Annotated in this window: 29 protein-coding genes, 1 pseudogene and 1 other annotated feature; of the genes and pseudogenes, 17 read left to right on the forward strand and 13 right to left on the reverse strand. The window is 45.6% G+C overall.

Annotated elements, in window-relative coordinates; all coding sequences use genetic code 11:
* Positions 1-185: 185 nt before the first annotated feature.
* Positions 186-1,271: a bifunctional 3-deoxy-7-phosphoheptulonate synthase/chorismate mutase gene (locus ACWXW9_RS19855; RefSeq protein ID WP_494930816.1), complete on the reverse strand. Its 1,086-nt coding sequence runs from the start codon at positions 1,269-1,271 to the stop codon at positions 186-188.
* Between the two features lie 86 nt (positions 1,272-1,357).
* Positions 1,358-1,630 (reverse strand) — a binding site (T-box leader).
* A gap of 161 nt (positions 1,631-1,791) precedes the next feature.
* Between ACWXW9_RS19855 and ACWXW9_RS19860 the strand changes: the two genes are divergently transcribed.
* From ACWXW9_RS19860 to ACWXW9_RS19870, 3 genes are read left to right on the forward strand one after another with little or no spacing between them, the layout of a single operon-like run.
* Positions 1,792-2,652 (forward strand): carbon-nitrogen hydrolase family protein, encoded by an 861-nt coding sequence (locus ACWXW9_RS19860; RefSeq protein ID WP_494930817.1) that lies wholly within the window; start codon positions 1,792-1,794, stop codon positions 2,650-2,652.
* A 16-nt stretch (positions 2,653-2,668) separates the two neighbouring features.
* Positions 2,669-3,340, forward strand: coding sequence for a GNAT family N-acetyltransferase (locus ACWXW9_RS19865; RefSeq protein ID WP_494930818.1), 672 nt, complete (start codon positions 2,669-2,671; stop codon positions 3,338-3,340).
* A 37-nt stretch (positions 3,341-3,377) separates the two neighbouring features.
* A complete protein-coding gene (locus tag ACWXW9_RS19870) occupies positions 3,378-4,049 on the forward strand; it encodes a GNAT family N-acetyltransferase (RefSeq protein ID WP_494930819.1) in 672 nt (223 codons plus the stop codon).
* 96 nt (positions 4,050-4,145) lie between these two features.
* Here ACWXW9_RS19870 and ACWXW9_RS19875 read toward each other — a convergent pair whose 3' ends face one another.
* Together ACWXW9_RS19875 and ACWXW9_RS19880 are read right to left on the reverse strand one after the other, a co-directional pair.
* Positions 4,146-4,331, reverse strand: a complete 186-nt coding sequence (locus tag ACWXW9_RS19875; protein WP_494930820.1) for a hypothetical protein — start codon at positions 4,329-4,331, stop codon at positions 4,146-4,148.
* Positions 4,332-4,366: 35 nt separating this feature from the next.
* Positions 4,367-4,627 carry a hypothetical protein gene (locus ACWXW9_RS19880; RefSeq protein ID WP_494930821.1) on the reverse strand — a complete coding sequence of 87 codons (261 nt, stop codon included), beginning with the start codon at positions 4,625-4,627 and terminating at the stop codon, positions 4,367-4,369.
* Positions 4,628-4,814: 187 nt separating this feature from the next.
* Here ACWXW9_RS19880 and ACWXW9_RS19885 point away from each other — a divergent pair, with 187 nt between their 5' ends.
* On the forward strand, positions 4,815-5,102 hold the full coding sequence (locus tag ACWXW9_RS19885) for a hypothetical protein (RefSeq protein ID WP_192510212.1): 288 nt from the start codon (positions 4,815-4,817) through the stop codon (positions 5,100-5,102).
* 132 nt (positions 5,103-5,234) lie between these two features.
* Positions 5,235-7,124, forward strand: coding sequence for an ATP-binding protein (locus ACWXW9_RS19890; protein ID WP_494930822.1), 1,890 nt, complete (start codon positions 5,235-5,237; stop codon positions 7,122-7,124).
* A gap of 98 nt (positions 7,125-7,222) precedes the next feature.
* Here ACWXW9_RS19890 and ACWXW9_RS19895 read toward each other — a convergent pair whose 3' ends face one another.
* The 4 genes from ACWXW9_RS19895 to ACWXW9_RS19910 all read right to left on the reverse strand — a co-directional run bounded on the left by ACWXW9_RS19895 (position 7,223) and on the right by ACWXW9_RS19910 (position 10,848).
* Positions 7,223-7,459, reverse strand: coding sequence for an NHLP leader peptide family RiPP precursor (locus ACWXW9_RS19895; RefSeq protein WP_134910939.1), 237 nt, complete (start codon positions 7,457-7,459; stop codon positions 7,223-7,225).
* 75 nt (positions 7,460-7,534) lie between these two features.
* Positions 7,535-8,470, reverse strand: coding sequence for a class 1 isoprenoid biosynthesis enzyme (locus ACWXW9_RS19900; protein WP_494930846.1), 936 nt, complete (start codon positions 8,468-8,470; stop codon positions 7,535-7,537).
* A gap of 178 nt (positions 8,471-8,648) precedes the next feature.
* Positions 8,649-9,722, reverse strand: coding sequence for a polysaccharide deacetylase family protein (locus tag ACWXW9_RS19905; RefSeq protein WP_494930823.1), 1,074 nt, complete (start codon positions 9,720-9,722; stop codon positions 8,649-8,651).
* A 37-nt stretch (positions 9,723-9,759) separates the two neighbouring features.
* Complete coding sequence (locus ACWXW9_RS19910) at positions 9,760-10,848, reverse strand: glycoside hydrolase family 11 protein (protein WP_494930824.1); 1,089 nt, start codon at positions 10,846-10,848, stop codon at positions 9,760-9,762.
* A gap of 375 nt (positions 10,849-11,223) precedes the next feature.
* On the opposite strand from ACWXW9_RS19910, the gene ACWXW9_RS19915 reads away from it, so the two are divergent.
* Complete coding sequence (locus ACWXW9_RS19915; RefSeq protein WP_494930825.1) at positions 11,224-11,736, forward strand: hypothetical protein; 513 nt, start codon at positions 11,224-11,226, stop codon at positions 11,734-11,736.
* 145 nt (positions 11,737-11,881) lie between these two features.
* Here the strand turns inward: ACWXW9_RS19915 and ACWXW9_RS19920 are convergent, their stop codons facing one another.
* Positions 11,882-12,328 carry an AbrB/MazE/SpoVT family DNA-binding domain-containing protein gene (locus ACWXW9_RS19920; protein WP_494930826.1) on the reverse strand — a complete coding sequence of 149 codons (447 nt, stop codon included), beginning with the start codon at positions 12,326-12,328 and terminating at the stop codon, positions 11,882-11,884.
* 260 nt (positions 12,329-12,588) lie between these two features.
* Here ACWXW9_RS19920 and ACWXW9_RS19925 point away from each other — a divergent pair, with 260 nt between their 5' ends.
* The 3 genes from ACWXW9_RS19925 (at position 12,589) to ACWXW9_RS19935 (ending at position 14,707) form a co-directional block, all read left to right on the forward strand.
* The gene (locus ACWXW9_RS19925) at positions 12,589-12,807 is read left to right on the forward strand and encodes a hypothetical protein (RefSeq protein ID WP_494930827.1); all 219 of its coding nucleotides are present in this window, start codon (positions 12,589-12,591) and stop codon (positions 12,805-12,807) included.
* Between the two features lie 27 nt (positions 12,808-12,834).
* Positions 12,835-14,220, forward strand: coding sequence for a helix-turn-helix domain-containing protein (locus ACWXW9_RS19930; RefSeq protein ID WP_494930828.1), 1,386 nt, complete (start codon positions 12,835-12,837; stop codon positions 14,218-14,220).
* Between the two features lie 241 nt (positions 14,221-14,461).
* A complete protein-coding gene (locus tag ACWXW9_RS19935) occupies positions 14,462-14,707 on the forward strand; it encodes a Spo0E family sporulation regulatory protein-aspartic acid phosphatase (RefSeq protein ID WP_494930829.1) in 246 nt (81 codons plus the stop codon).
* Between the two features lie 464 nt (positions 14,708-15,171).
* On the opposite strand, the gene ACWXW9_RS19940 is transcribed toward ACWXW9_RS19935, so the two are convergent.
* Entirely contained in the window at positions 15,172-15,330 is a 159-nt protein-coding gene (locus ACWXW9_RS19940; RefSeq protein ID WP_494930830.1) for a hypothetical protein, read from the reverse strand.
* A gap of 209 nt (positions 15,331-15,539) precedes the next feature.
* Between ACWXW9_RS19940 and ACWXW9_RS19945 the strand changes: the two genes are divergently transcribed.
* On the forward strand, positions 15,540-16,151 hold the full coding sequence (locus tag ACWXW9_RS19945) for a hypothetical protein (RefSeq protein WP_494930831.1): 612 nt from the start codon (positions 15,540-15,542) through the stop codon (positions 16,149-16,151).
* 45 nt (positions 16,152-16,196) lie between these two features.
* Here ACWXW9_RS19945 and ACWXW9_RS19950 read toward each other — a convergent pair whose 3' ends face one another.
* Both ACWXW9_RS19950 and ACWXW9_RS19955 read right to left on the reverse strand, forming a co-directional pair.
* Entirely contained in the window at positions 16,197-16,505 is a 309-nt protein-coding gene (locus tag ACWXW9_RS19950) for a hypothetical protein (RefSeq protein ID WP_494930832.1), read from the reverse strand.
* A 228-nt stretch (positions 16,506-16,733) separates the two neighbouring features.
* Complete coding sequence (locus ACWXW9_RS19955; RefSeq protein ID WP_494930833.1) at positions 16,734-17,957, reverse strand: acyltransferase; 1,224 nt, start codon at positions 17,955-17,957, stop codon at positions 16,734-16,736.
* 205 nt (positions 17,958-18,162) lie between these two features.
* Between ACWXW9_RS19955 and ACWXW9_RS19960 the strand changes: the two genes are divergently transcribed.
* The 4 genes from ACWXW9_RS19960 to hcp all read left to right on the forward strand — a co-directional run bounded on the left by ACWXW9_RS19960 (position 18,163) and on the right by hcp (position 23,859).
* Positions 18,163-19,170: a substrate-binding domain-containing protein gene (locus ACWXW9_RS19960; RefSeq protein ID WP_494930834.1), complete on the forward strand. Its 1,008-nt coding sequence runs from the start codon at positions 18,163-18,165 to the stop codon at positions 19,168-19,170.
* Positions 19,151-21,232 (forward strand): cache domain-containing sensor histidine kinase, encoded by a 2,082-nt coding sequence (locus tag ACWXW9_RS19965; protein WP_494930835.1) that lies wholly within the window; start codon positions 19,151-19,153, stop codon positions 21,230-21,232. The genes ACWXW9_RS19960 and ACWXW9_RS19965 overlap by 20 nt, the downstream gene beginning before the upstream one ends.
* A complete protein-coding gene (locus tag ACWXW9_RS19970; protein ID WP_494930847.1) occupies positions 21,180-22,421 on the forward strand; it encodes a response regulator in 1,242 nt (413 codons plus the stop codon). The genes ACWXW9_RS19965 and ACWXW9_RS19970 overlap by 53 nt, the downstream gene beginning before the upstream one ends.
* 145 nt (positions 22,422-22,566) lie before the next feature.
* Positions 22,567-23,859: a hydroxylamine reductase gene (gene hcp / locus ACWXW9_RS19975; RefSeq protein ID WP_494930836.1), complete on the forward strand. Its 1,293-nt coding sequence runs from the start codon at positions 22,567-22,569 to the stop codon at positions 23,857-23,859.
* Between the two features lie 45 nt (positions 23,860-23,904).
* Here hcp and ACWXW9_RS19980 read toward each other — a convergent pair whose 3' ends face one another.
* Positions 23,905-24,252, reverse strand: coding sequence for a helix-turn-helix domain-containing protein (locus ACWXW9_RS19980; protein WP_494930837.1), 348 nt, complete (start codon positions 24,250-24,252; stop codon positions 23,905-23,907).
* Between the two features lie 418 nt (positions 24,253-24,670).
* On the opposite strand from ACWXW9_RS19980, the gene ACWXW9_RS19985 reads away from it, so the two are divergent.
* The 3 genes from ACWXW9_RS19985 to ACWXW9_RS19995 all read left to right on the forward strand — a co-directional run bounded on the left by ACWXW9_RS19985 (position 24,671) and on the right by ACWXW9_RS19995 (position 25,762).
* On the forward strand, positions 24,671-25,090 hold the full coding sequence (locus ACWXW9_RS19985) for a hypothetical protein (RefSeq protein WP_494930838.1): 420 nt from the start codon (positions 24,671-24,673) through the stop codon (positions 25,088-25,090).
* Positions 25,091-25,323: 233 nt separating this feature from the next.
* Positions 25,324-25,650 (forward strand): nucleoside triphosphate pyrophosphohydrolase, encoded by a 327-nt coding sequence (locus ACWXW9_RS19990; RefSeq protein ID WP_494930839.1) that lies wholly within the window; start codon positions 25,324-25,326, stop codon positions 25,648-25,650.
* Positions 25,634-25,762 (forward strand): hypothetical protein, encoded by a 129-nt coding sequence (locus ACWXW9_RS19995; protein ID WP_494930840.1) that lies wholly within the window; start codon positions 25,634-25,636, stop codon positions 25,760-25,762. The genes ACWXW9_RS19990 and ACWXW9_RS19995 overlap by 17 nt, the downstream gene beginning before the upstream one ends.
* Positions 25,763-26,502: 740 nt before the next feature.
* Here ACWXW9_RS19995 and ACWXW9_RS20000 read toward each other — a convergent pair.
* A pseudogene (locus tag ACWXW9_RS20000) lies at positions 26,503-26,574 on the reverse strand (IS3 family transposase); the annotation flags it as partial.
* Between the last annotated feature and the right edge of the window lie 217 nt (positions 26,575-26,791).

Below are 26,791 nucleotides of genomic sequence, written 5' to 3' on the forward strand. Positions count from 1 at the left end.
TGATGTTTTCTAGGATTAGGACTGTGAACACAATTATGGTTTTATATCTAATTTTAGGTATAAAAAAACCTAGATACATTATGCGTCAAAAAGAAATTGAGCATACATGTATCTAGGTTTTGCCTGCATTATCAGTCACAATCCTGATTAGATGTTACATCATAATCCGAGAAAATGAAAGCGATTTATTTCACTTTGAACAAACCGGACTCTTTTACTTCGGACATGAAGTTGTGGAATTCAGGAATATTCAGCTGTTGCTGGGCATCGGACAAAGCGACTGCCGGGTTCGGATGGACTTCCACCATGATCCCGTCTGCTCCGGCAGCAAGTGCGGCCTTGGCACAAGGGGCGAGGATGTCCTTACGTCCTGTGGAGTGGGTCACGTCGACCAGAACAGGCAGATGGCTTTCCTTTTTCAAAATCGGCACGGCGGAAATGTCCAGCGTGTTACGTGTCCATTTTTCATACGTACGAATACCGCGTTCGATCAGCATCACTTGCGTGTTGCCACGGGAAACGATGTATTCCGCAGCATGAAGGAACTCTTCCATTGTGGCTGCAAGTCCGCGTTTGAGCAGGACCGGAGTTCTGGTTTCGCCGGCAGCTTTGAGCAACTCGAAGTTATGCATGTTACGCGCACCAATTTGAATGATATCGATGTATTGGATCGCTTCCTCCAAATGTCTTGGATCGACGATTTCACTGATTGTAGCCAGTCCCAGCTCATCGCCTACGCGTTTGAGAATTTGTAGACCCTCAACACCCAGTCCCTGGAAATCGTATGGAGATGTACGCGGCTTGAACGCGCCACCGCGAAGAATCGGAACGCCCGCCTCTTTCAGAGCTTCACCGACTTCACGAGTTTGCTGGTAGCTTTCCACCGAGCAGGGACCTGCGACCATAACGGAGGCTTTGCCACCAACGAGCGTGTCCTTAACCTTGATGACTGTGCTATCCGGCTGATTTTTGCGGCTAACGATCAGATGCTTTTTGTGTTCTTCTTTTTGATAGTTCAGGGAAGCCTTGAAAATATTTTTGAACAACTGGCGGATCGTAGCGTCGTCGAACGGTCCGCGGTTAGCCGCGATCAGTTTGTCCAGCATTTGTTGCTCGCGCACCGGATCAAAATCAGGCACCCCTTGAGCTTCTTTTAATTTACCAAGTTGTCCGGCCAGTTCAGCACGCTGCGACAGCAGCTCCAGCAATTGCAGGTTGGTAGCATCGAGCTGTTCCCGCAGCAGCTCCAAAGAATTTTCATTTGTCGACATACATAACATCCTTTCACGAATAAAAATTGTTTTTTCTGTCAATCCATAGATCTTTTTTCAGGAAATAACACAAAAAGGCCCTCGCCGCAAGGGACGAATGCCGTGGTACCACCCTAATTACAGAAGTATACATACAAGTCGACAGCGTCATTCCAGCCGACAGTAGCTACTTCTGAGCTTGATGCCCGTAACGGGGGCTTCCGGAAACCTCTAGTGCAGATAAGAAATGAATCCTTATGCTGGTTCAAGGCTCGACTCGGGAGTGAATTTCAACGCGGGATTTCGGTACGCTCTCAGCAATTCGTACCTTTCTGTGGAAATCCGGGTAGACGTTTACTTATCTCCGTCCATGTCTTTGTTCATGTGATTCAAAAGAGTTGACCTTATTTTAAACAAAGTAGGTGCAGAAGGCAAGACCTGTTTGTCAGGTTCGGTTCTCGCCCGGTTTTGAATCGGTTATAATGTGAACAGCAACGGGAATCCCTTGCCATCTAAAAGACGTTATGTACAAGGAGGAATTATGAGCAAAATCAGAGTGTCGGCGGTTCAATATCATTTGCATACGATTGATTCGTTTGAGGAATTTGCCCTTCAATCGGAGCATTATATCAAAACAGCCGAGGAATTTGGTGCGGAATTTGTTCTGTTTCCCGAGTTTTTTACGACCCAGCTCATGTCGATTGGTGACAGTCAAGGCAAGGCCCTGACCATTAACGCCCTGCCGGATTTTACAGATCGTTACCTTGAATTATTCACTTCATTCGCCCGCCGGACCGGGATGCATATCATCGGCGGTACCCATGTGGTGCAACGAAACGAACGTTTATATAATACGGCGCACTTGTTTTACCCGGACGGACGCGTAGTCACACAGGACAAAATTCACATCACACCGACTGAGGTGCATGAATGGAATATGGCTCCCGGTGAGGGACTCAATGTGTTTGAGACGTCCAAGGGGAAAATAGCGATGCTGACCTGCTATGATATTGAATTTCCCGAAATCGTACGCATGGCGAAGGCGAAGGGAGCAGATATCATTTTCTGTCCATCCTGTACGGATGATCGCCACGGCTTTTACCGGGTACGGTATACAAGCCACGCCCGAGCGGTTGAAAATCAGGTGTATGTGGTTTTGACAGGCACGGTAGGCGCTTTGCCTACGGTTGATTTTATGCGGGCCAACTATGGACAGGCGGCAGTCATTACACCGAATGATATTCCATTTCCGCCACGCGGCATTATGGTGGAAGGTGAACTAAACAACGATATGATCGTCACCGCCGATCTGGATTTGCAGCTATTGTATGATGTACGCGAGCGCGGCTCAGTGACCACATGGCGTGACCGCCGTACAGATTTGTACACAGACTGGAGCTAACGAAAGGAAGGGCGTCATGTATCGCAAAGAATGGCTTGTCTTTGACGAAGATCGTCCGCTGCGGGCGGTCATCCGTAATTATTCGATAGCCGATTATGAGGGGCTGCTGCGTATTCAGCAGGAGAGCTTTCCGCCCCCCTATCCGCAGGAGCTGTTGTGGAGCCGGGAGCAGATTGCCAGTCAGGTTGAGCATTTTGCAGAAGGAGCGCTATGCGTGGAAATCGAGGGGGAACTGGCCGGCTCGGTGACCAGCCTGCTGATGCACTACAACCCCGAGCATCCCCAACATACGTGGGAGGAAGTCGCAGATGACGGTTACATCCGTACCCACCGTGAGGACGGTAAGGCACTGTATGTTATTGATCTGGCTGTCCGTCCCGCATATCGCCGACTGGGTCTGGGCAAATGGCTTATTTTTTCCTTATACCATCTCGTCATCGAGCGCGGATTGGATCGTTTGCTGGGCGCGGGACGTATGCCGGGTTATCAGCATCATGCAGACCAGTTAAGCGCCGAAGCGTATGTAGATGCCGTGGTATCCGGCGAGCTTAAGGACCCGGTGTTAACGTTCCTGCTTCGTTGCGGGCGGGTGCCTGTTGGTATCATGCCTGATTATCTGGATGATGAACAATCGCGTAATTATGCGACCCTGATGGAATGGAGAAATCCATTTCATACCGATCACTAAATCACTACATCCCAAAATAAAAAAAGGAGTATGCCATATGGAATATCATCGCATTACTCATATTGAAGATCCGCTGTTTGCGAGCATGCATCAGTTAATGCAGGAGGTATTCCCACCGGAGGAAGTGCTGGAGTACAGCTTGTGGAAAGTACCGCTGGAAGACCCGGGCATCCGTGTTTTTGTCGCCGTACAGGACCATAGAGTGGTCGGTGCAACCGAATATCGCTACTATGAGGATTTTAATGTCGCCATGACGGACTTTACGATCATTGGACAGGCGGGACTCGGTATTGGTCGTTTCCTTTGGAAGCGTCGTCAGGCTGATTTGCATTCGCTTGCTCAGGCCAGCGGACAGCGGTTGCAGGGGATGTTTGCGGAAATTTATGATCCTTATCGTGGCAATGATCATACCTTTGGCGGCGTCAAGCCGATGGACCCGTATGTGCGACGTGAGGTGCTGTCTCATCTGGGCTACAAGCGGCTGGATCTGGACTATGTACATCCATCCTGGAATAACGATGGTGTCGCGGTAGAAGGGCTGAATCTGGGCTATATGCCTGAGGATGACAGCGTAAACGAGGTGAGCGCAGCGTTAGTGGCCGCCTTCCTGCGCCGCTATTACACGGTGTTGTCGAACAAGCCTGCGACATGGAATAAAATGGTCGAGGGATTGGAAGCCCAATTAACCGTAGCGCTGCTGCCTTTGTAACAAATACACATACAAAAAGGGTACTCCAAGCCAGCCATTCATCATCTGCGTGGCTTGCGAAGGCACCCTTTTTGCATTCCCATATTTGTTCCCTGATCATGTCTGATCCTTGGGTACGGGCATTGCCGATGCGACTCCTCGCGGATTGTCTTCGACAAGGTGCTGCTCGGTATCATCTGTATTTGACTTGTCCGCAGACCTGCGGTCGTCCTCTTTCACAGGATTCAAGGCTTTGTAACGTTTATACGCCATATCCGCCTGAGACATAGGATCTTTATACATATGCACACGTCAACTCCTCTCGGTTATATACTTTATTACCCTTTTGGAAGGCTCGATAACCGCTCGTCCTCGTCATCCCCATCGGCACCATTCAGTAAATCCGTGCCATGTATAAATTCCGCCGGAGCGGAAGGGTCAACAGGGCTGTCCGGGGATACATCATCGGCATCTGGAACTTTTTCCAGTGGAGTATCCGGTCCTTCGGTCAGGTTTTCCCAGTTCGTTTCTGCATTTTGCAGGGAAGGCTCAAAATCGTTGTCATGAAGCTTATCGTTTATATGATCACTTTTTGCCATCGTGCTTCAGCTCCTTTGTTCGTTGATTGCTTATTTCGACCTTACCCAAAAGGCAGAACGACTAAACCTGGGGTTAGTGTGTCTGTACGAGGTTGAAATCATGCGAAATCGGAATGTTGCCATTCCTAATGAACGTTTTTTTCGGTAACTGCTGTGATATGATAAAGAGGATATGGAGGGATAGGAATTGGAATGGTATATGTTTGGTCCGATGATTAGCCGTATCCGAGTAGGACAAAAGGCATCTACCCCGGGATTTTCCCGTATCCTGATCCGACGTCCGGAAGGCTTATACTGGTCAGGTGGCAGTCAGTCTGGAAAAGTGGTAGAAATACGCGATTATTTATTTTCGGATATTTGGACGATATATGAGGATGAAGAGTGCGAACCATGGATTGGCCTCAGAGAACAGATGGAGCCACGTGAACAGGACATGATCATAAATCAATATGAAGATTTGACAAAAAATGAGTAAAAAGAACATGATACCCTTCTTATGAAGAAGGTATGAACATCATCGTATAGAATAATATTATTTCAGGACGTTGAAAAATGATAAAACGTATACAAGCTTGTAATCCTACTATGTAACTTTGAGGTGCTTAACATGAGGCTTGTGCCCAAAGCTGTCGCCGCTCTGCTGGCGGTCATTGTAATACTGTTGTCGATAGGCCTACCCGCCTATGCGGCTAAAACGACCCCGGAAATGAAATACCGAATACCCTCTTGGGATATGAGATGGGGAGTGGAAGGGGAGGATGGATCACTCGATGAGGTGCGGGACCCAAGCAAAGTTTGGATGCATATTAATGATGAATCAGAGTTGCCCAAGCAACCCGCGAACACCGGCTCTGCCTGGATTCGTATTCGGCTGCCATCGCTGATTGATGAAACGCCGGCGGTGCTTTTTGAAAATATTTATGGCAGACATATTACGCTGTATAAGGACGGCATCAATTTTTACGAGTCCTATCGCGGGTACAATTATGAAAACAATCGCATTCTGATCCCGCTTAGACCGGAAGACGGTGGTAAAACATTATACATATGGACGGAAAGCAGCAAGAACAGACTGGGCATTATCGGAAATGTGATGACTGGTGATTATCGTGAGTTGCTGGGGACCTTGGTCAGAATGGATGTTCTGGATATCGTACTGGGCAGTACCTTTATATTTATAGCTCTGGTGCTGCTGATCTGCTCATTTTTTCTGTTCCGTCCGAGCATGGCAATGTGGCTGTCCCTAAGCGCAATTGTGCTGTCTATTGGTTTGATGATCGTGACGTATTCACCTTTCCTGTATACGTTCTATCGCAGCTACGGCAAGCTCTATTTACAGCTTTTTGATGTAGGAATGTTTATTCTCCTTCCTTCACTAGCCTACTTTTTTGAGCAAAACATAAGTTCAATCATCCTGATTCGCAAATTTAGAAAAGTGCTGACATTTTACTCTTTGTTCTGCTTTACGATGATGATTGTAAATTTGGGAGCACAGGAACGTTTAAACGACGTATATTATTTTTTCAGTGTATCCGTGCTGAGCGTATTGCTCGTGGCTTTACTCGTATTGCTGGTGTTTGCTTCGGTTCGTATGGCGATCAAAGGGGATCATGAAGCGATCATTTTATCGATAGGCTTTGCTTTTTTCGCAGTCATTTGCATCGGTGAACTGACCTGGTTCTTCCTCAGGGATGGACACTACAATATGTTTCTGTGGAAATGGGGCGTGTTCGGCTTTGTGCTGGCGCTGATAGCGATTTTGGGCAGAAGGCTGGCAGAGAAGCATAAGCAGGTCGTTCGCTATTCCAGAGAGCTGGAGATGTTCAATAATGAGCTTCAGCGTTCGGAGAAAATGGAGATTATTAGCGATCTGGCTGCATCTGTGGCTCATGAGGTACGCAATCCGCTTCAGGTTACCCGTGGATTTCTCCAGTTAATGAGCAAGCAGGAGGATGGTAAGAACAAAGAATATCTGCATATCGCACTGGAGGAACTGGATCGGGCTTCCGCGATTATTACCGATTTTCTGACATTTGCCAAGCCTGAATTTGAGCAAACCAAAACGTTGTCTATCCTGAATGAGTTTAAACATATTGAAGGAATCATTAGTCCAATGGCTAACTTGCAAGGTGGCAAAATTTCTTTGGATATTCCCCAGGAAATCAAAGTGCGCGGGAATTCCTCCAAGTTCAAGCAGGCGTTCATCAATATTATTAAAAACAGTATTGAAGCGCTGCGAGATCAAGGGCATATTCATATATGGGCTTATGTAGAGAACGGAGAAGCTGTTATTCATATTCGGGATAATGGCGAAGGAATGGACGCTCAGACTTTATCGAGACTGGGCGAGCCTTACTTTTCCAATAAGACCAAAGGCACAGGTTTGGGCATGATGGTAACCTTTCGGATTATTGAGACAATGAACGGCAAGATATCCTTTACAAGTGCAAAAGGGGTGGGAACAGAAGCGACCATCCGCTTCCCCGTAGCCGGATAATATCCGGCTTTTTGTGCTAGGGAAAACGGAAGGAAGTTTGCTGAACCCACCCGCATGGTGTTTAAGGAATATAAAACAAGTTTGCTACAAAAGCCAATTTACCACATAGAGCGTGGTTTCTGGGATGAAGCGAGCACGCCGGAAGGGTCTGGAGGAATGACCAGATAAAACTGATCGGCTGTTTCCTCTAACGTTTTGATTTGGATATGATCGGGGATCACGACTCCTAACACATCACGAATTGCTGATTTGGGATCGGTCATCAGTTTTTCTCTGAAACTGGCATCCTCCCACGCTTTTTGAATGACTTGTGTTTGAAGAACTTCAGTAGCCACCAAAAATCACCCTCTCATTCAATTGGTTATATTTACCTAGTCAGTATACCACGAAAGTCTCATCAAAATCTAGCATTATTTCATATTTTTGGAGAGCCAAAAATCCAGGCCACCTCTTCGCAAATGCGAACGTCCGGCTTCAATCTCCGTCGCTTCCTCGCCCAGCTCTTCTGCGATCGAACGTGTGAACATACGCAGGCCGGGGATGTCCGGCTCCAGATTTTCCAACTGCTGCACCGCTTGATCAGCAATACTTACGTAACTGGCAAGCGCGCCGCGTACATAAATCGCCTCCCGAATCTGTTCCGGTCCAAGACCTTCTCGATAAGCGGTCTTCTGCTCGGCGCTGATATGGGACAAAAGGCAGTTGTAGCTGTTTTCCTCCAAGTCCTCCGACCAGTCGGCCCAGTCATCCGACATTTGAAGTACAATCAGCGCTGTATCTGTCATGTCCGTAATGATCTGGATCAGGTCGGACCGTCCTGCGAGCAGCAAAGCACCCGTTCCAGCCATTTTTAACGGACTGGCTTTCAGCGCCACCTGATGTCGTTCCCCCTGAAAATAGTCCTCGGTTCCCTCGGATGTCACACTAACGGCCCATTCACCGATATACGTTCGGGCATACGTCCAAAAAGGCGAGGACGCGGCAAAAAGGTCCCGGTATACGTCCAAGCATTCGGTATAGAACAATTGGCTTAAGGCGAGTTGCGTTTTGCGGTTGTCTGCTGCTGTGTCCATCACATCGTCCTGAATCAAATAATGAGCCATGACGAATACGTTGCCTACTGATAGCTTACGGCAAATTTCGGGAGCCAGCCCGGTGAGTTCCTGCAGCCAGAACGGAAGCAAATAGCATATGTAGTTACGCGTGCTGTCTTCCCGTAACGGATTAAAACGGGCCAGATATTCCAAGCCCTGACTCTGAAATGGAGCAGGAAACGCGGCTGTCCGTTCTTCCGCTTGACGAAAAACTTTTTCCAATTCATCTTTGTATGCAAAATACCATTCCATCGCCATCACCTGCATCTCTTATGAATATTTTTATAGCGATTTCTAGTTGTTACCCGCCATTATATAAGAGATTGCGATATTGCAATATTATGTTATTTTTACATTAAGAATTATGTAAAAAGGATATCGACAACAATCCCGGCCGGGAAGATCCCGCCGGGATTGTGTTTTTTAAAAATTAGATGATCTCCAAATAGTCAATATAAGCATCCCATGTCCCATCATCGGCTGTTACAACAAGCTCAATCTCTTGATTTCCGGTTCCATGGCTGACATTGTTTAAAGTATAGACCGCAGGACTGCTCCCGCCGAAGTAGAAGGTACCCTTCGTTTGTCCACCAATTTTCAAGTCAACTTTGGCCATGTTGGAATTATTTGAAGCACCACGGAGTGAAAAACTATGGGTGCCACTGGTAAAATTCTGTGTGAATTTCACTGAATCATTGTTGGAGTATAAAGCCACTCCGTGGAACGGCGAGCTGATATTTGAAGTGTACTGACCGCCTTTGGTCATATTCTCTGCTTCCACTTTTGTGCCTGTGTTTGGCGGCGTTTCGCCGTTTCCGCCATCAGGCGCTACCGCCCGGCCATTGCTTGGTGAGATCATACCAGAGCAAAGGTTACGGTTTTTGAGGTTCTGTGCAATTTGTGGAATCGCTTGGAGTGTAGTCTGGTACTGATCATGCATCAGGATCACATCGCCGTTTTTAAGTTTGCCCGCGGCAGCTACAATCTGTGCGGTGGAGGCGCCGTTCCAGTCTTGGGAGTCAACGTTCCACAATACTTCGGTAAGACCGTTTTGGGTCTCGATGGATTTGAGGGTTGCGTTGGTCTCGCCATACGGAGGACGGAACAACTTTGGTGCCGTGCCAGTAATGGACTGTATCGTTTGCTGCGTGCGTGTAATTTCCGATGACATCTGCGATGTGCTCAGTTGTGTCATATGCGGATGTGACCATGAATGGTTACCGATCCACATGCCCGCTGCTTGCTGGTCACGTACAAGCGAAGGATTATTCTGCGCGTTTTGTCCAAGATTAAAGAGCGTCGCGCGTAAACCGTTTTGCTTCAGAGCACTAAGCAGCGCTTTGGTGTTAGAGGGATTGGGACCATCGTCGAAGGTTAACGCCACATAACCGCTTGAACAATCAGCCGCAAGCGCCTGGTTGCTCGAGATCACCAGCGAGCCTGTGAATAAAGACAAGGTGATTGACATAATCGCCGTCCATTTTCCTGCTTTAGCTATAGACAAGGTTGTACCTCCTTAACAATTTTAATAGATAGTAAGGTTAGTTGATCTCCAAATAATCAACATAAGCATCCCATGTTCCGTCATCGGCTGTTACAACGAGCTCGATCTCTTGGTTTCCGGTGCCATGACTGACATTGTTTAGAGTATAGACGGCAGGGTTGCTTCCACCAAAATAGAAGGTCCCCTTTGTTTGTCCACCGATTTTCAAGTCAACTTTGGCCATATTGGAGTTGTTCGAGGCACCACGTAGTGAAAAACTATGGGTGCCGCTAGTGAAATTTTGCGTATATTTCACCGAATCATTGTTGGAGTATAAAGCCACTCCGTTGAACGGCGAGCTGATATTTGAGGTGTGCTGACCGCTTTTGGTCATACTTTCGGCTTCTATTTTCGTACTTGTACCTGGAGGAGTAGTCGTTCCGCCGTCAGAACTGCCGCCAATCGTAATTGTATTACTAGTTACATTGGCACTCCCACTGCTTTGGTATCCCTCTACAGTAAGTGAAGTTTCATACATCTTGCCCATTTTCATGCCCATGCTTTCCCACTTTTTGAAGTGCTCGCTAACCGATATGGTTCCGCTTGTGCGTTTGGATGTCCGGACACTCCAATACTGTTGAAAAGTTGTTTTGTCTCCTTTAATGGAAGGCTGGTCAACCCGAGTGGTTTCATAAATATCATATGTTCCCCCGTCAACGGTAAAAGTGCCCTTGGATGTTGCACCGGGTGGACGCCAGCTTCCCCAGCTATCGACGATGTAATATTCTACGAGCGGGTTAACTGCCCATCCATAGACGCATAAATACGAATTACCATTTGGCTGGTAGTTGGCACTGTAGTTTACGGAAATATTTCCGATTTGCTGGTGTGTCTTGGTCTCGTCGAATTTCTTGCCTTTGCGGAATAATGCATTTCCAATGTTACTCCACTGGGCACTGAACGCACCCCCATTATTAAGAGTCATACTTGTGTTCCCGGAATCTTTCCACAACTCATAGTAGTAGTTGTCATGGGTACCGGTTTGGTTTGAGGTGATCGTTGTTGCCGCCTGTGCATTTACTGCGGGTAAGATAAGCGAAAAACAAATCAAAATTGATAAAAATAACCGTATTCTTTTTTGTTTCATTGACTTTCCTCCTTATGTGTAGTTGCGTGTAGTCTGACTATGATGCAGTGCATTCTGTAGTAGCTTGATACAACATTTCTTTCCAAAAAATTAATTGTAATCGATTACAAAAAAATTTTATCATATTTTCCTTAATATTTTCCCTGAAAAATTTCGAATTATATTGTAGAAAGTTTAGTACTTCATTTTTACTTACCCTACAGGATAAGGTTTCCGAGGAGCGCGTACAGATCGAAGATTGGGGTGTAACCGTGATAGAAATGTTCATGAGCTCGTATTTTCCCGGTCTTGTGATTACTTAACAGGTGAAAATACGAATAAAAATAGCGGAAAGAGAAAATATTAAATTAAAAAGGGTGAAAGAAGGGCCTGAATATGAAAAAACAATGGAAATTAATCACTGCTACCCTGTATGGAGGGATGATGATGTATGGGACTGCGGGTATCGCCGGAGCTTCCGGTACTGAACCGGGTAACCAGCTGCAAGCTCCCGTTCCCAACGCTTCAAGTCAAGGAGAAGCCCCACAGCGGAATGCTGAGCCACAGGGCCGTCATGAACATGGGCATGTTCACAAACATGGACACGGCAGAGGACCTGGCGGCTGGAACCACCATTTGAATGAGAAGGTCGCCAAGCTTCTGGGTATCACTCCTGCCCGGCTAGAGAATGAGCTGGGACAAGGAAAATCGTTGGTCGATATCGCCAAAAGCAAGGGCATCAAAGAGGAGCAACTGATTGATAAGCTGAAAAATGAAATGACCGTTGATCTGAAACGGCTGGTTAATCGCAAAGGCCCGATTACGTTTGACCGAAAGTCTGGAGCACCGCATGAAGCGCAATTGAAGCAGGAGTCAGGGACACCTTCAACCTCGGTTCACAAAAACTAGAAGCAAAAAGGGTTTATCGTATGCGACACCAGAAGATATGAGTACAGATAGAGCAGAACATGTCTATGTAAGCTAAATAACCAGTCGCATAAAATCAACCAGCGACTGGTTATTTAGCATTACAAGAATATGAATTGAGCGGTACCTATAACAGCTTTTTAAGCTGGGAAATACGGCCTTGGGATACGCCAAGCCATTTGGCATAGTCGCCTTGCTTGGCTGTTGGATGCTCACGCATGAGTCTTCTTAGTTGTGCAGCCCATTTTTTTGAAGACGACCGATTTGCTCTTTTTTCTTTGTACGGTTCCTTAACAGCAGGAGCAGGAATTTGACTCACACCTATGTTTCCTTTCAGGTCGAGTATGCATTTTTTACATAAAAATGAATCCCTGAAATAGGTTAAATCCTTAACCGAACTGCACAAGTTGCAGGCAACTCCAATATACTTCCGCATACTCAAAAATCCTGTTTCAACATCTAAATAAAATTCTAAAGGATCGCCAGCTTTAATACCCATAGAGGCCCGCATTTCTTTAGGAACAACAATCCGGCCTAACGTATCCAAGGGACGTGTCATACCTGTATTTTTCAAGTGATCTTCTCCTTTTATTTTCTTAACAGGTCACCTACCTGATCGAACATTTTTGGTATGAGCTGACTTACACGGGCTTTGGATGACTCTTGAGCATATATCTACAGCTTGTACATATAAGAGAACTCTTAAAGTAACTTAATCCCTCGGTAGATTGACAAAACTTACAAGACTGACCAATGTATTTTTTTAGGGATAGGATACCTTTTTCTTCATCTGTGAAAAATTCTATAGCATCGTTTGCACTAATATCACAGGTTATGAGTATTTCTTTGGGAATTACGAGTCTACCAAAAGCTTCTAAATTTCTTGTCATTTTTGCGGCCATCATCCAATACTCTCCTATTAAAAAGATAAAAAGCAATAAAATAAAAGCGTTTATTGTTGTTCCAGAAGATGGTATTATCATGAATAGAAAAAATATTAACTATACTATAAGTTTTCCAATTCATTTTTTGTTGAAATTTGCACTAATTTAAAGTTCACGCTGAAAGGGTGGTTTATCCATGGAAATCACACCTACGATACAGGCAGAAATTCAAACCTATCTAAAACGAAAAGGCTTAACTATGACCGAGTTTGGTCGCATTATTGATTTGAATGTAGGTACAGTTAGTAGCATTGTGACGGGCAATCGTTCTATTTCTGTTCACCAATTAGATTGCATTACTGCGGGAATGAATTTACCACCAGATTATTTTTACGAACGTTACATTGAAGAGTGCATTGAAGAATCTCCACTCAACTGGAAAAAAATCAGCCCATTCCTATACCGATGCATTGAGCTAGGGCGACTGGACTGCTTGCAGCGAGTTGTAACTCTGTTGTTGGATAACCCTAGTTATCCGCCGTCGCTCTTTGAAGTTGCAGAAAATGTGTACAAAGACGGCTACAATGAAGCAGCGGCATACCTGTACAAAAAGGTGGCTGAAAGTGAGAAGCACCAGCATTCAGAGCGATTGGCGATCTGCCAATATCGCCTGTTCCAAATCAACATCGGACAGGATCGGGCTGTCAATCTTCAAGCTGCCACCGAATTTGCCCCTTTTGTGGATCGCTTGGACGAGATAGAGCAATTAGATGCTTTAAAAGATTTAGCAAACGTATACAGATCATTAAGCCTGTGGGACAAGGTTCAAGAATTTGCATATCAAATGGGTCAATTGGGAAAGATTCAATATAATTTGGTTCATAATTCCAAGCGAAAAGGAACAGAGCCGCAAAAAAAGCCAGTTAGACCACTTTTTACTTACATAACGTATTCTGAACTACTGTGTGCTAATGCTTGCGATGCAAAAGGAGAACATGAACAGGCATTAGAACATATTCGTGGTTATGCTGATTTAAGTTGGGTAAAGGAGAAGGATCCTGATACGCTTTATTGGAAGAGACAATATCAGCAATGGGCTAAAATTAATACCTACGTAAACAAACTTATGTCCGGGGATATAAGTGTTCTGCCGGATTACGTAGAGCATATGGCTGCCGAAAAAGAGATTTTTGCTGAGCTACTGAACGTCCTAGAAGTGGCTAACCGATATAATGTAGATGTGGACCATATCCTTCAGCGCTTTGAACCCCAAATAGCAGCTTATCAAGAATCGTCATCTTCTGACATGTATACACAGCAGGTTTTACCAGGAGAATACGTTCGGTTCTGGTACAAGATGGCCAAGTACAGTCTAAATAAAGGTAGATATCCATATGGTTTCAAATGTCTGCTAAATGCATGGGAAAAGGCTGAATTCATTAATAAAGGAATACTTTCGCATAATTGTGCAATGTTATTTGAACGATTCAAAGCGTATGCCGTTTCTGAAACCCGAGATCAGTTACAAAGTCTATGGGAAAAAATTGATCAAAAAGATGGTTTTCTTCTTGACGGTAACTAGCTTATTGCTGGTATTCGCAGTACCAGTGCAAGTTGGAAATCCAAGCTCAAACACAATTCAAACTTAAGGACACATTGGTGGATCTTAATCCAAGTAATCATCTTCATCTTCATATTCATTACACTGGACCAGCTTATTGCTGGTCTTTTTTTGTATTATTTTGTAATTTTTTGGCTCAAAAAAGGATATGAGATATTTGTTCATTACCTCCTAAAATGAGATTCATTAGGAGGGATGCAGGATGAACAGGGATGAAACATTAACGTTAATTCAACAGATGGAACACGCCAGACAACACATGCATGATCTTTACGAAGAGTATGGCCTCGGACACGCTTGTGTACTTGAGCAGTCTATGCTTTTGGATGAACTGATTAATCAGTACAACCGTATGTTTCAGACCAAGAAGCAATCTCACTATGTGTTGGGTCAAATCATTGACAAAGACGATGCTATATTCAGTCCATCCCCCCGTTCTTTTTATTGAAACTGTGACTTCTCCCTCATAACGTTTATCATTATTCAATATAATGACTTATTTTAAAATAAAATACATGTTCATGGAATAATATGTTAATAAGTTGGGGTGATGCATACTTTGCATTCGCAATAGTAGCCAGGCTGAATACCTGCGATGGAAGGTGTACCAGTCAATAGGCTCCGTCTTTTGCATTCGTGTCATATGTCTGTTCTGACTGATAAAATAAAAGCTATTGTTTAAAGCGATTGGTACGACTGTCCAAATTTCTATTGAAAAACTACAATGAAAGACTTATAAAGTAAAATGAGACATAAAAATGTAGAAAGTATAGCTGCTAAATGATACTGCTGTACTTTTGGAAATTCTTTATTAGTCATATAGCAAAATTGGAACTTATACATACTGGGAGTTGATTAATAAAGACCATTCCTGTCTTGGAAAGAGGTGGGCCTTAATTGTTGGCAAACCGCTTAACGACGCTTGATCCACGATGTAGCCGTAGCCTTTCCACTGCTCAAAGGCAGCTGAGTCCAGTACCACAGGAGTTGAAATTTGCGGGCTGTATCTTCAAAGCCTTGTTCCTCAGCTACGGCTTTCACTTTGGATTCTCTAAGGATAGTTGGTAGCAAGTTTTGAAATAAGGTTCACTGTTTCATGAGGGTCGCCTCTTTTCGGAATGGTTGGGTGGTACTTTCCATTACCCGAAAAGGAGACTCTTTCTATCCTATTTTTGGTTTTACTTGATTTTGGACGTTTATAGGATGTTGATGTGTATTTCGGATAAAGTAATATCCTGCTTTGAGTGCGAGTGATACACCAAAATTTGGGAGATGATAATGTGAAATACCTGTTAAAGACTATTGCAAGTTTATGTCTCATATTTTTATTACTTGTCGGGTTCTCTCCAGCAACCACTTATGCAAATGAAGTAGATATTGACTCACCAGTACCATTTTCAAAATCTGTGGAAAATCCTAAAACTGTGGTCAATTCAAACGTTTCCTCTGAAAAGCCTTCTACCTCAATCACAGATGCTACATATGATAATCTGTCTTCTACAGTGAACTTTTGTTATGACGAAGGGCAACGTACAAGTAGCACTATTGAACCTTTAAGAACATGCACAGGGAGTGCTGGTACTGTTCGTTTGGTTTATACTGCTGGAGATCGTTGGGATACAGGTTTAATTTTTTGGTCTGTCGATCCAAAGTTCAGCGTTTTCTATCATTTTGAGGGAACAATAGAGTTTACCAACGCTGATAATGGTGGGTATGTAGCGGATTGGGACATTTCAGCGACAAATGTCGGTGGTTTGTCTGTAAGCGATTCGTTCTACCCTAAACTAAGACCAGGTAGATATGAAGCGAAAATATCAGGCTTGGCTTGGGATACAAATAGACAATTTACTAGAGTAGTGCCAAACTGTGATATTACATTCACAGTCTATTAATAAAAAGGCATTCTGTCCTAAAATGGACAGAATGCCTTTTTCGTTTTACACAGTTAAGTTCTCATTTACCATTTCAAAAAATTTAGTCAGACCACTGTTAGGCCATGAAAATCCGATACCTGTCCTTTCTAATTCCGCTGGTTTATCAGGGTCAAAATTTCTGAACTGCTCAAAGTGATTACACTCAAACGTTCTACTATCTGCTATAAATTCTTGTTTGCTGGAAAAAGGATAATGAGGAAGTTTAAAAGAAACTACATACCCTTGTTTGAATGACGTAGGTTCAAAATAAACAAGCAGATATTCCTTGGTTTTCCGATACTTCAAACCATTAAGTTCCATAATTTCATCCATAGTACCACTCCTTTATGGTTACTTTTACAAAATGGAATACTTGCATATACAAATAGCCCCAAGCCCGAATAGCTCCTTCTGCATACACTTACCTTACATTTTACAAAGCCTATTCGCAATCATAAACTGATCCAACAATCGACCACGAATAATTCAGTAAAGGTAATGGATGCAAGGAGAAAGGGATATGTACAGCGAAAAGCTTCCCCGTACGAATCCCTTTTTCCATTAGCCAAGCTCCTGTGTGTTTTTGGAAGCGCGTTTGGAGGAAAGCGGCTGGAACCGAAACGGCCAGGTCAAGCGCTGTCTGCCTTTGGAGCCGACAATCCAGTTGCCTCCCGGTAGATGGGCGAACAGCCAACTGATGCCGAGAGAAACACTTGCCACGACGGCAAACGTAATCAGTGTCGCCGTAAAATGATGATCGCCCAGTGAAAGCGGGCGGGTGAAGTAGGATATGAAGGCCAGCACGAGTGCATGGGCCAGATATCCCCCGAAGGAATAGCGTCCGATCCAGTTCAGCATACGGCGGAACGGCTCGGAGCGCTGGTCTTTTTGCAAATGGAGCAGCAGTCCATATAACAAAAGCAACTGCGAGACAATCAGCACAAAGGTACTTGGCTTGAGGTAGGTGGAAATATTGAGATTGATCGTATTGCCCGACTGGATCAGCATCGTGTGACCCATGAGCATGAACAGACCAATAAAGACAAATACATTCCACGGTAATGTCTGCTTAGCCAGTCCCCGCCACGTGTCCGTCATATAGGCACATACCGCGCCCAGCATAAAATAGAAAAAGTACATGACAAAGTTGTAGGTGCGGTAATCCAGCAGAGTCTGCCAAAGGGACGGTAACTTGGGGCTCCATGTAGACATGTCATAGTAGGACCATTGCAATAGCAGAGCATAAGCCGCCGCTGCTGTAAGCATCACAGTCAGAACGAGCTGTTTTCGTTTTTTGGTGCTGTAGCGTCGGAGAAACGTTTGCACATGTCCGGCCGCTTTTGCAAATAAGGGAAATAAAATATAAAACTGAAAAATCATCACCACAAACCATAGATGATATCCGCTGACAGGTATAATCATTTCCTCGAACATGCCCTTGTAAAAATAAATATTTCCCCACTGCGCCGTCGACCAGTTCTGGTTACATACCCAATAAACGACCGTCCAGCAGAGAAATGGAACATAAATATCTCGAAACCGTCTGCCAATGTAACGGGGATAGCCAATCGGTTTGTTACCATTATAAAAAAGCAGCGCCGCAGACAGGAAAACGAACGTCGGTGTGCCAAATCGTGTCAAATGGTACAGCATTGCGAGCATAACGGAATCCGGCTGCTGGATATCGCTGCGATAAATATATTCGCCAATGCAATGCTGAAGCACGACAGCGAGGTAGGCAAGACCCCGTAGTTCTGTCCACTCCGCGATACGCGGCTTGCTCATCCATATCACTCCTTTTCCAAAAGAAATCGTATATCTTCTCCATAACACAATTGTAGGTATTGTAACGCAGGAACATTAGTGCAGGATTAACGTTACCTGAAAGTTGGAAGAGTGAGAGTAGTTCCAATTTGATATGATTGCGTTTACAATCTAAGTAAAATCACAGAATTCACAACTTGAGGATACGCACGGAAGAGGTGGGAAAATGAAAAAAACGCTACTGGTATATATGCTGCTGATTGCGGCCTTTGCGCTTTATGTGTTCAGGTATGAACAATCCGGGCCGTTGAATGGCACTTGGGAGGAAAAAGGACTGCGCGGCAGCATCGGAGAAACGTATATCATGATTACGTTCCAGTCCGGTTTGGAGTATTGGAAAAGCGGGCTTAAGGGCTTTGAGGATGCCGGGGATGCCATGGGCGTGACCGTGGAGTATCGGGGGGCTACCCGTTATGATGCGCAGGAGCAGACGACAGTGATTGAGCAGGCGATTGCCCGGAAGCCCGCAGGGATTGCGATTTCTGCGATTGATCCGCACTCACTGATCCCGGCGATCAATAAGGCGTTGGATGCGGGCATTCCTGTGGTGCTGTTTGATGCAGGAGCACCGGGGAGCCGGGCGTATTCTTTTTTGGGAACCGATAATTATAAGGCGGGTGTGACCGCTGCGGATAAAATAGCGGAGCTGCTGGGACGGGAAGGCGAAGTAGCTGTTCTGACGTTACCCGGTCAGCAAAATCACGAGGAGCGTTCCCGTGGCTTTCGTGACACCATTCAGCGGCAGTATCCTGCCATGAAGGTGGTGGAAGTGGCGGATGGACGCGGTGACGCAATGGTATCCCGGGATGAGTCGCTGCGGCTGATGAAGGCGTATCCGAAGCTGGCAGGAATTTTTGTGACCGAGGCGACGGGAGGAACAGGTGTCGGTGAAGCAGTGTTGAGCCAAAAGAGCCGTCGTCCGTTGAAAATCATTTCTTTTGATACCAATAAAGCGACCCTGGATATGATCCGTGGAGGTACGATCTCGGCGACCATTGCTCAGGGAACGTGGAATATGGGCTATTGGTCGCTTCAATATCTGTTCCATCTCCATCATCATTTGACGATTCCGGCTCCTTCCTCCTCCGGTGACAATGCCCCGCTGCCCGTTCGGGTGGACACAGGAATATCCGTTGTTACACGGGCGAATGTAGATGATTATTATGCGAAATGATGATCAATGGAAGCGTATACGCGCATGGATGGATCAAAGGATGCAGCGTTTGCGCTTACGCAATATGCCTTTGCGGTATCAGCTTATGTTGTTATTCCTGTTTTTTGGCATCGTACCTTCACTGGGACTAGGTCTGCTGGTCAACTGGACGGTGGAACGGATTATTGAGCGGCAGGTGGAAAACCATACGATGCAGCTCATTGGCAAGGTAAATGAAGCATTGGATACCAAAATGGAAAATTTGCAGAATATGACGTATCTGATTGGATTTAACCCGGATATCGGGGAGTTTTGGCAAGGACGGACGCTGGCTGACGGTCACACGGGTAAGGTAGCGCAGTCGGTTACGCAGGAGAAGCAGCAAGGCGAGCGGGAACAGGATACGCTGTATGGGATGAAGCAATTTTTGCAGGGTTTTACCACGTTATATCCCGAAATCGCGGGTATTCTGATCGTGAACGGACGCGGCGAGTATATTAGTAACGAAATGTATGCTCGAAGCACGCACAGCCTGACCGAAGAAGACTGGTATAAACAGGCGGCTCAGCATGCAGGTATTTTTACCGTGCTGGGACAGCCGAGCCATCGTAATGTGACCACTCATGTTCGGTACAAGGACAGTGAAATTGTGTCTGTTGTCCGGTCGGTGACGGATTCGGAAACTGGACGTGTGCTAGGCGTGATTATGATTGATCTCAAGCTACGGGCCGTATCGCAGGCCGCCAGAGATGTAACCTTGGGCAAAACCGGGTATCTAATGGTGACAGATGCGGAGGGACGTAGCGTGTATATGCCGGATATGCCTTTGATTGAGCGCATTCCCCCGGAATGGTTCGGCACAGGTGACAGCGGGATGTTTACCCGTGAAGCCGGAGGAAGGGAATTACTGTTCATGTTCCGGGCTTCCGAGTTTACGGGCTGGAGGACGGTGGGCGTATTCCCGGCGAGGGAATCGACACTGGAAGTACGACAAATTCAATTCTACGTCGTCTCCTTTGTCTTCATCGTATGTCTGTTCGGGCTGACGGCATCCTTAAGGCTGTCGCGTTCGATTGCGCAGCCGATTTTCCGGCTGATGTCCTATATGCGGACAGCAGAGACAGGGGATCTTACGGTTCGCCAATGGAGTGACCGTGGGGATGAAATCGGGATGCTTGGCAGGAGCTTCAACCGGATGCTGGAGCAAATTCGCCGTTTGATGTCGCTTAGTGAGCTAAGAGAGCGCCAGAAGCGGGATGCCGAGCTGCGTAGCCTACAGGAGCATATTAAGCCTCACTTTTTATACAATACTTTGGATACGATTCATTGGATGGCTCGTAAAAACGGAGGAGATGATGTGTCCGACATGGTAGGGGCGCTATCGAGATTGTTTCGCCTCGGGTTGAGTAAGGGGGATGACTTTATTCCGCTATGCAGTGAAATTGAGCATATATCGAGCTATATGCAAATTCAGCAAACCCGGTATCGGGACAGACTCCGCTGGGAATTAAACGTACCCGAGGAGCTAGGAGAGCTGTTCGTGTTGAAGCTGATGCTTCAGCCTGTGGTGGAAAATGCCATTTACCACGGCATCAAGGCCAGACGTGGTCCGGGCACGATTGGGGTAGAAGCGCGGATTGAGGGAAATAAGCTGCTGCTGACGGTACGTGATGATGGCGCAGGGCTGACGGTGGAACGGTTGCGGGAGCTGAAGGGTTTGCTGGAAGCGCCGCTGGAGGCGATGGAAGGGCAACAGAAGCCAAGCGTTACCAGTGCGAACGGCAGAAGCTATGGCATGCTGAATGTACAGGCGCGTATACGGCTATCTTTTGGTGAGGAATATGGAATTGTATTGGACAGTGAAGAAGGAGCAGGCACCTGCGTTACGATTGTTCATCCGTTGCTGCGGGATACGGCACAGTTGAAGAAGTCTCATGAAAAAGGAGCAGATCAGGATGACGAGATCACAGACCACCGGCACCTCGACAACGACGAGTCTGACGGACAAGGCCATAACAGAAGTGACAACGATGACGGCAAAACGGTACACAAAAAAACGTTATCAGGTGCTGATCGCAGATGATGAGCCGATCATTCGAGAGGGCATACGAGATTGCGTAGACTGGGCGGCTCTCGGCATGGAGGTTGCGGGTGAGGCGGAGGATGGCGAAGAAGCGCTGGAGCTGGCGGTACGGCTTGGCGTCGATATTTTGCTGGTCGATATGAATATGCCGTTCATGGACGGCATTGAGCTAATTCGACGGCTGCGGGAAGAACGCCTGGAATGTCGTTGTCTGATCATTTCCGGTCATGATGAATTTGCTTATGCGCAGGAGGCTGTCCGACTTGGCGTGGAGGATTATATATTGAAGCCGGTAGATGCAGGGCAGCTTCACGCTGCACTGTCGCGACTCGTTCAGCGGCTGGAAGAAGAGCGCAAGCGTGCTGCCTATGTAGAACAGGCCGCCGGACAGATTGAGCGGAATATTCCGCTGCTGCGCCAGCGCTTTTGCCTGGAATGGCTGGAAGGACAGAACACGGGAAAAGACGTGATGGAACAACTGGCGTTTTTACGTCTTCCATCTCGGCCACCCGTTCAGATCGGCGTTGTACGGTGGCCTGCGGCAGAGGCGCGGCAGACGATTATGCGTGAGAATGACCGCCAACTGTTTCTTTTTGCCGCTGAAAATATCATTGGCGAGTTGCTGGATGGCCTGCCGCATGTGTTGTTCCGCGATGCAAACGGGCTGATAGGCCTATGTCTGTGGCAGGAGGCACCCGAAGCCCTCGGCGCAACGATGGAGCAGGCTATCGGGCGCTACCTGAATATAGCGGTTCATACGCATGTGGAGCGAAACGCCGGGGGCTTGGAAGGCGCGGTTGATGCGTTCCAAGTGTGCCGTGATCGTGTATACAGCGAATCGCAGCTATCTCCACTCGTGCGTCGGGCGCGACAGCTTATTCAGGAAGGCTTCGCAGACAGGGAACTGACACTGGAATCCCTCGCCTCACGTTTACAGGTATCCGCCGTGTATCTCAGCCGTGTGCTCAAAAAGGAGCTAAACGATAGCTTCGTGACCCTCGTCACGCGCGCCCGTATCCGCAAAGCAGTGCAACTGCTCGACTCCACGACGTTGTCCATCTACGATATAGCAGAGCGTACCGGATACGACAGCCAGCATTATTTTAGCACCGCTTTTAAAAAGACCATGGGCGTGTCCCCTGTTCAGTACCGAAAAGGCGGTGGAATTAAAGAAAATACGTTGGAGTAGGAATTATTGGAATGCGGAATTTGTCCCACACTGTCTCATAATGAACTGTGCTAAAAAATGTGTGTGTAATCACACCTGCGCGTTGGGGGGTCTGTTACGCTGTGGATAACGAACAAATATCTATCAATATTTGGAGGAAAACGATATGTTTTGTTATCAGTGTGAACAGACGCCGAGTGGCGGGTGTACCGTAGTTGGGGTGTGCGGCAAGAATGAAACGATAGCGAGCTTGCAGGATACGATGATTTTTGCGTTAAAAGGTATTGCGGCCTATGCGACACATGCTCGTCAGTTGGGCTATAGCGATCCAGAGGTGGATCGTATCACGCATGAAGCGTTATATATGACCTTAACCAATTCTAACTTTAATGTACAAGAGCATTTGGACATGGCGATGAAGGTCGGAAATGCAGCCGTACGGATTATGGATGTGCTGGATCGCGCGCATACGGATCGTTTTGGCATTCCGCAGCCGATTACCGTCAGCCAGAATAAAATTGAAGGTCAATGTATCGTAGTGACAGGACATAATCTGTATGCACTGGAGGAGTTGCTGCGGCAAACGGAGGGTAAAGGCATTAATATCTATACCCACTCGGAAATGCTGCCAGCCCACGGTTATCCAGCGTTGAAGAAATATGCACATCTGAAAGGCAATATCGGCAAAGCCTGGTACGATCAGCGCAGACTGTTTGAGGAATTCCCGGGCGCGATTCTCGCCACGACGAACTGTGTGATGCCGATTAAAGGCACATATGCAGACCGCTTCTTCTCTTATGAAGTAGCCGGGCTGGAGGGTGTCGCCAAGATTACGGAAGACGACTTTTCACCGTTGATCGAGTGCGCGTTGGCGCTGCCACCCGCAGATGTAGAATCTGAGCAGGTGCTTACGACGGGATATCATCACGAGACGGTTATCGGACTCGCTCCCGAGATTATTCAGGCGGTTAAAGATGGACATATCCGTCGTTTCTTCGTCATTGCAGGCTGCGACGCACCAGGTAAAGGCGGCAACTATTACCGAGAGTTGGCCACTTCCTTGCCGAACGATACAGTTATTTTAACCACGTCCTGCGGGAAATTCCGCTTTAATGACGTGGACTATGGCACCGTAGGGGACACGGGGATTCCACGTTATATTGATCTGGGGCAATGTAACAATTCCGGCTCTACGGTGAAAATCGCTCTGGCGTTAGCAGATGCTTTCGGTTGTACAGTGAACGAGCTGCCAGTCAGCATCGTGTTGTCCTGGTTTGAGCAAAAGGCGGTGGCGATCCTGCTAGGCTTGTTCAGCCTTGGCATTCAGGATATCCGCATCGGGCCGAAGCCGCCCGAGTTTATTTCTTCTGGCGTACTGGATATACTGGTGGAGATGTTTGGCTTGAAGCTGATTACTACAGCGGAGGAAGATATGAAAGCAATGCTGGCATTGTCGTAGGGGATTGGAATGGGAGGAACTGCAAAGTGCAGTTCCTTTTATTTTTCACCGTTCATCAATTCTTATAAATATGTCCGTAAGAATCTTCAATGCCAGCTCAGTATCTTTGGATTCACGAGTTCTTAGCAGAGTCAAAATGGTTTTTATACTCGAATCTTCTTCGGCAAGCTCATCATTTTCCTTTACATATGTAAGCAACTGATAAACGCCCACGTTCAATGCCTCCGCTATTTTCTCCAGATTTTTTAAAGATATATTTCTCTCTGCGCGTTCAATAAAACCAATATAACTCGAATTGAATCCTGCTTTTTCGGCTAAAGCTTCTTGGGAAAGCCCTTTGGACTTCCGAATATCCCGAATGCGTGTACCGACTAAATCTAAAATTTCAGACATGTTTACACCTCTCTACAGTAAGGATTTCACAAAATTCAATTCCAGTCGCTCCAAAGTGCAATATATAGACGAACTAGACCATTTCAATCTATATATTATTTATTGGAAGTCGCTTATTGGATTTTTGCAAAATCTTCTAGTTAGAAGTGTAGAGAAAGAGTTACTTCTAATTAATAACTGTTAATAAGTAAATTGAATTAAAAACTACTATATAGTAATATTTATTATAAAGCTTGTCCGATAGCTAGAAATTTGTACATTGTAATCGTTCCTTATTGGTACTACGATGCCCTCACTGTTCATTAAATTAAAATTCAGGAGTTGACTCCCCGTGAAAAATTACTCCTTAAGCAACCACCTACATAGTGATCCAGATTCCATACAGCCTAATCATAGCGACCCCAACATATTGAATTGCATGATGGATTTTCAAAAGCTGGCCCAATATCAGATAAAGCTTGCACAGATCATGCGTGATTATCATCAATTTCACAACTGCCTCATTCTTTGTGACCGGGCGATGTTTTCTATGGCTAAGGCCGTTTATGTTCATCGAAATCAAATCATTCTATCATCTATTAGCCTATCTATAACCGATCTGCCAACTTTAATCCACACGGATGCTGAGCCGAGTTTGGATATGGTGCTGTTTATCAGTACAGTGCATTACCTTATTTCCGCAGAGGATCATGCACATAACAAGCCAATGAAGCTGGAGGAGGTCGATAGGCTGCTTTTTAGAACGGACCATATTTTAGTACGTTTATCTCGGCGAATTGTAGCTGATCCTGCTGAGCGGTATCAATCTATTTTTAAAGAAAATCAGTCCATGAAGTAGTTCAGCATTTTGCATAATTCGATTCCCAACGCTTAGAAGTACAATATATAGACAAACTAGACCGTTTTGATCTATATATTGCTGATTTGAAATCGCTCTTGGGATTTATGCAAAATGCTCAGTTAAATCATATGTTAATAACACCCAACCTTTTCTCACGAATGATATAATGGAAAAAAGGGAGATGTTGGCTGCGGCCTAAAGGCTCCACAACAGAAAGGGTGTTATTTTATATGCCTACATACAACAAGCTGGTGAGGGACCGGATTCCGCACATCATTACGTCTCAGGGCAAGGAATGCCACACGCGCATTTTGGACCCGGAGGAATATAAGCAAGAGCTGAGAACGAAGCTTCGTGAAGAAGCAGAGGAATATTTTAAAGCGGCGAAAGATAAGGACGCGCTGGAAGAACTTGCGGATATGCTGGAAGTCATCCGGGCGCTGGCAGAAGTACATGGGGCGGATGTGGCAGAGCTGGACAAGCTGCGGGCAGACAAAGCCGAGGCACGGGGCGGCTTTCAGGAGCGGGTGTTCTTAATCGATGTCGACGAAGCTTAATGTCAAGCTTATTACGGACAATTTGGCGGATGAGCTGATCGCCGGGATACAACATGCCTCTGGGATTTATACAATGACTTCATTTATTATGCAGTCCGGGGTGAATCGCTGAGAAATTGACTTATCTGCTAGTACGATTAAAGCCTAGCCAAATGCTACACATGGAATAAGCCTATTTTCTTATCTATTAGGTATAGTTAACGTTTGATGATTCTTATGCACATGCCATTGATGGGATGTGCATAAGAATCAATTTTCAGAAGCTTCTACCATAGTTTTGGTTGAAGTTTTTTGTTTCAAAGTGTATTTAATAATCGTAATGTTTTACCAATTAATAGTATAATGAAAACATGCTATAAAAGACTATTTGAAACATGGTGTGTTCGTTTAATATTATTTTCCTGACTTTCACAAAGTTCGAAAGAAGTCTATTCAGTACCAAGGAAACTTATTCAACGAGACAACCCTAAACTGCTAACCGCGTTTGGTCACTACTTTTGTTCGTTTAAGAGACTAAAGGTTCGTAAATACAAGAAAGTTATAAGAAAGGGATGCACTGAACATAGATGATAAAACCTAAAGAGAGAGCAAGCGACTTAAAGAAACTGGCTGGAATTGCAAGGCAAGTTTCACGAATTGAAACCCAAAAGTATACTTTACACCTAGAATTCTTTATGCAGAGGGGTTATTTGAAAAAGTACTTTTAAATGTTTATAGCTTTATTAGGCTTTGGCCACATGATACAGAAAGCAAAAAAACATTTGATGCAAGTTCCCTTGCTAGTTTAAGTAGGAATATTATTGAAATACATAAAGTATAACTGGATTGTCAACAGTAAATCAGACAATTTTTTTAAGGGTTGCAAGGCGTCATGTAGCCTAAAGTTCCATGAATTCGATGCTGGTTAAACCAATGGACATAGTCGTATCTATTTAGCCCCTATTTGAACTTGGACAGTACACCCCTTACTCCGATACAATAATATTGAGGCGGAGGGGAACGAAATGAAGAAGAAACAGTATGATCTAAATTTCAAGAAGATGGTGGTTGCCAAGGGGAAGGAAATCGGCAACATGACCGCTATAGCAAGACAACATGAGCTTGATCCAAAGATGGTATTGCAATGGGCCAGAGAATTTAA

The sequence above is a fragment of the Paenibacillus sp. LT-B23 genome (assembly GCF_059417685.1).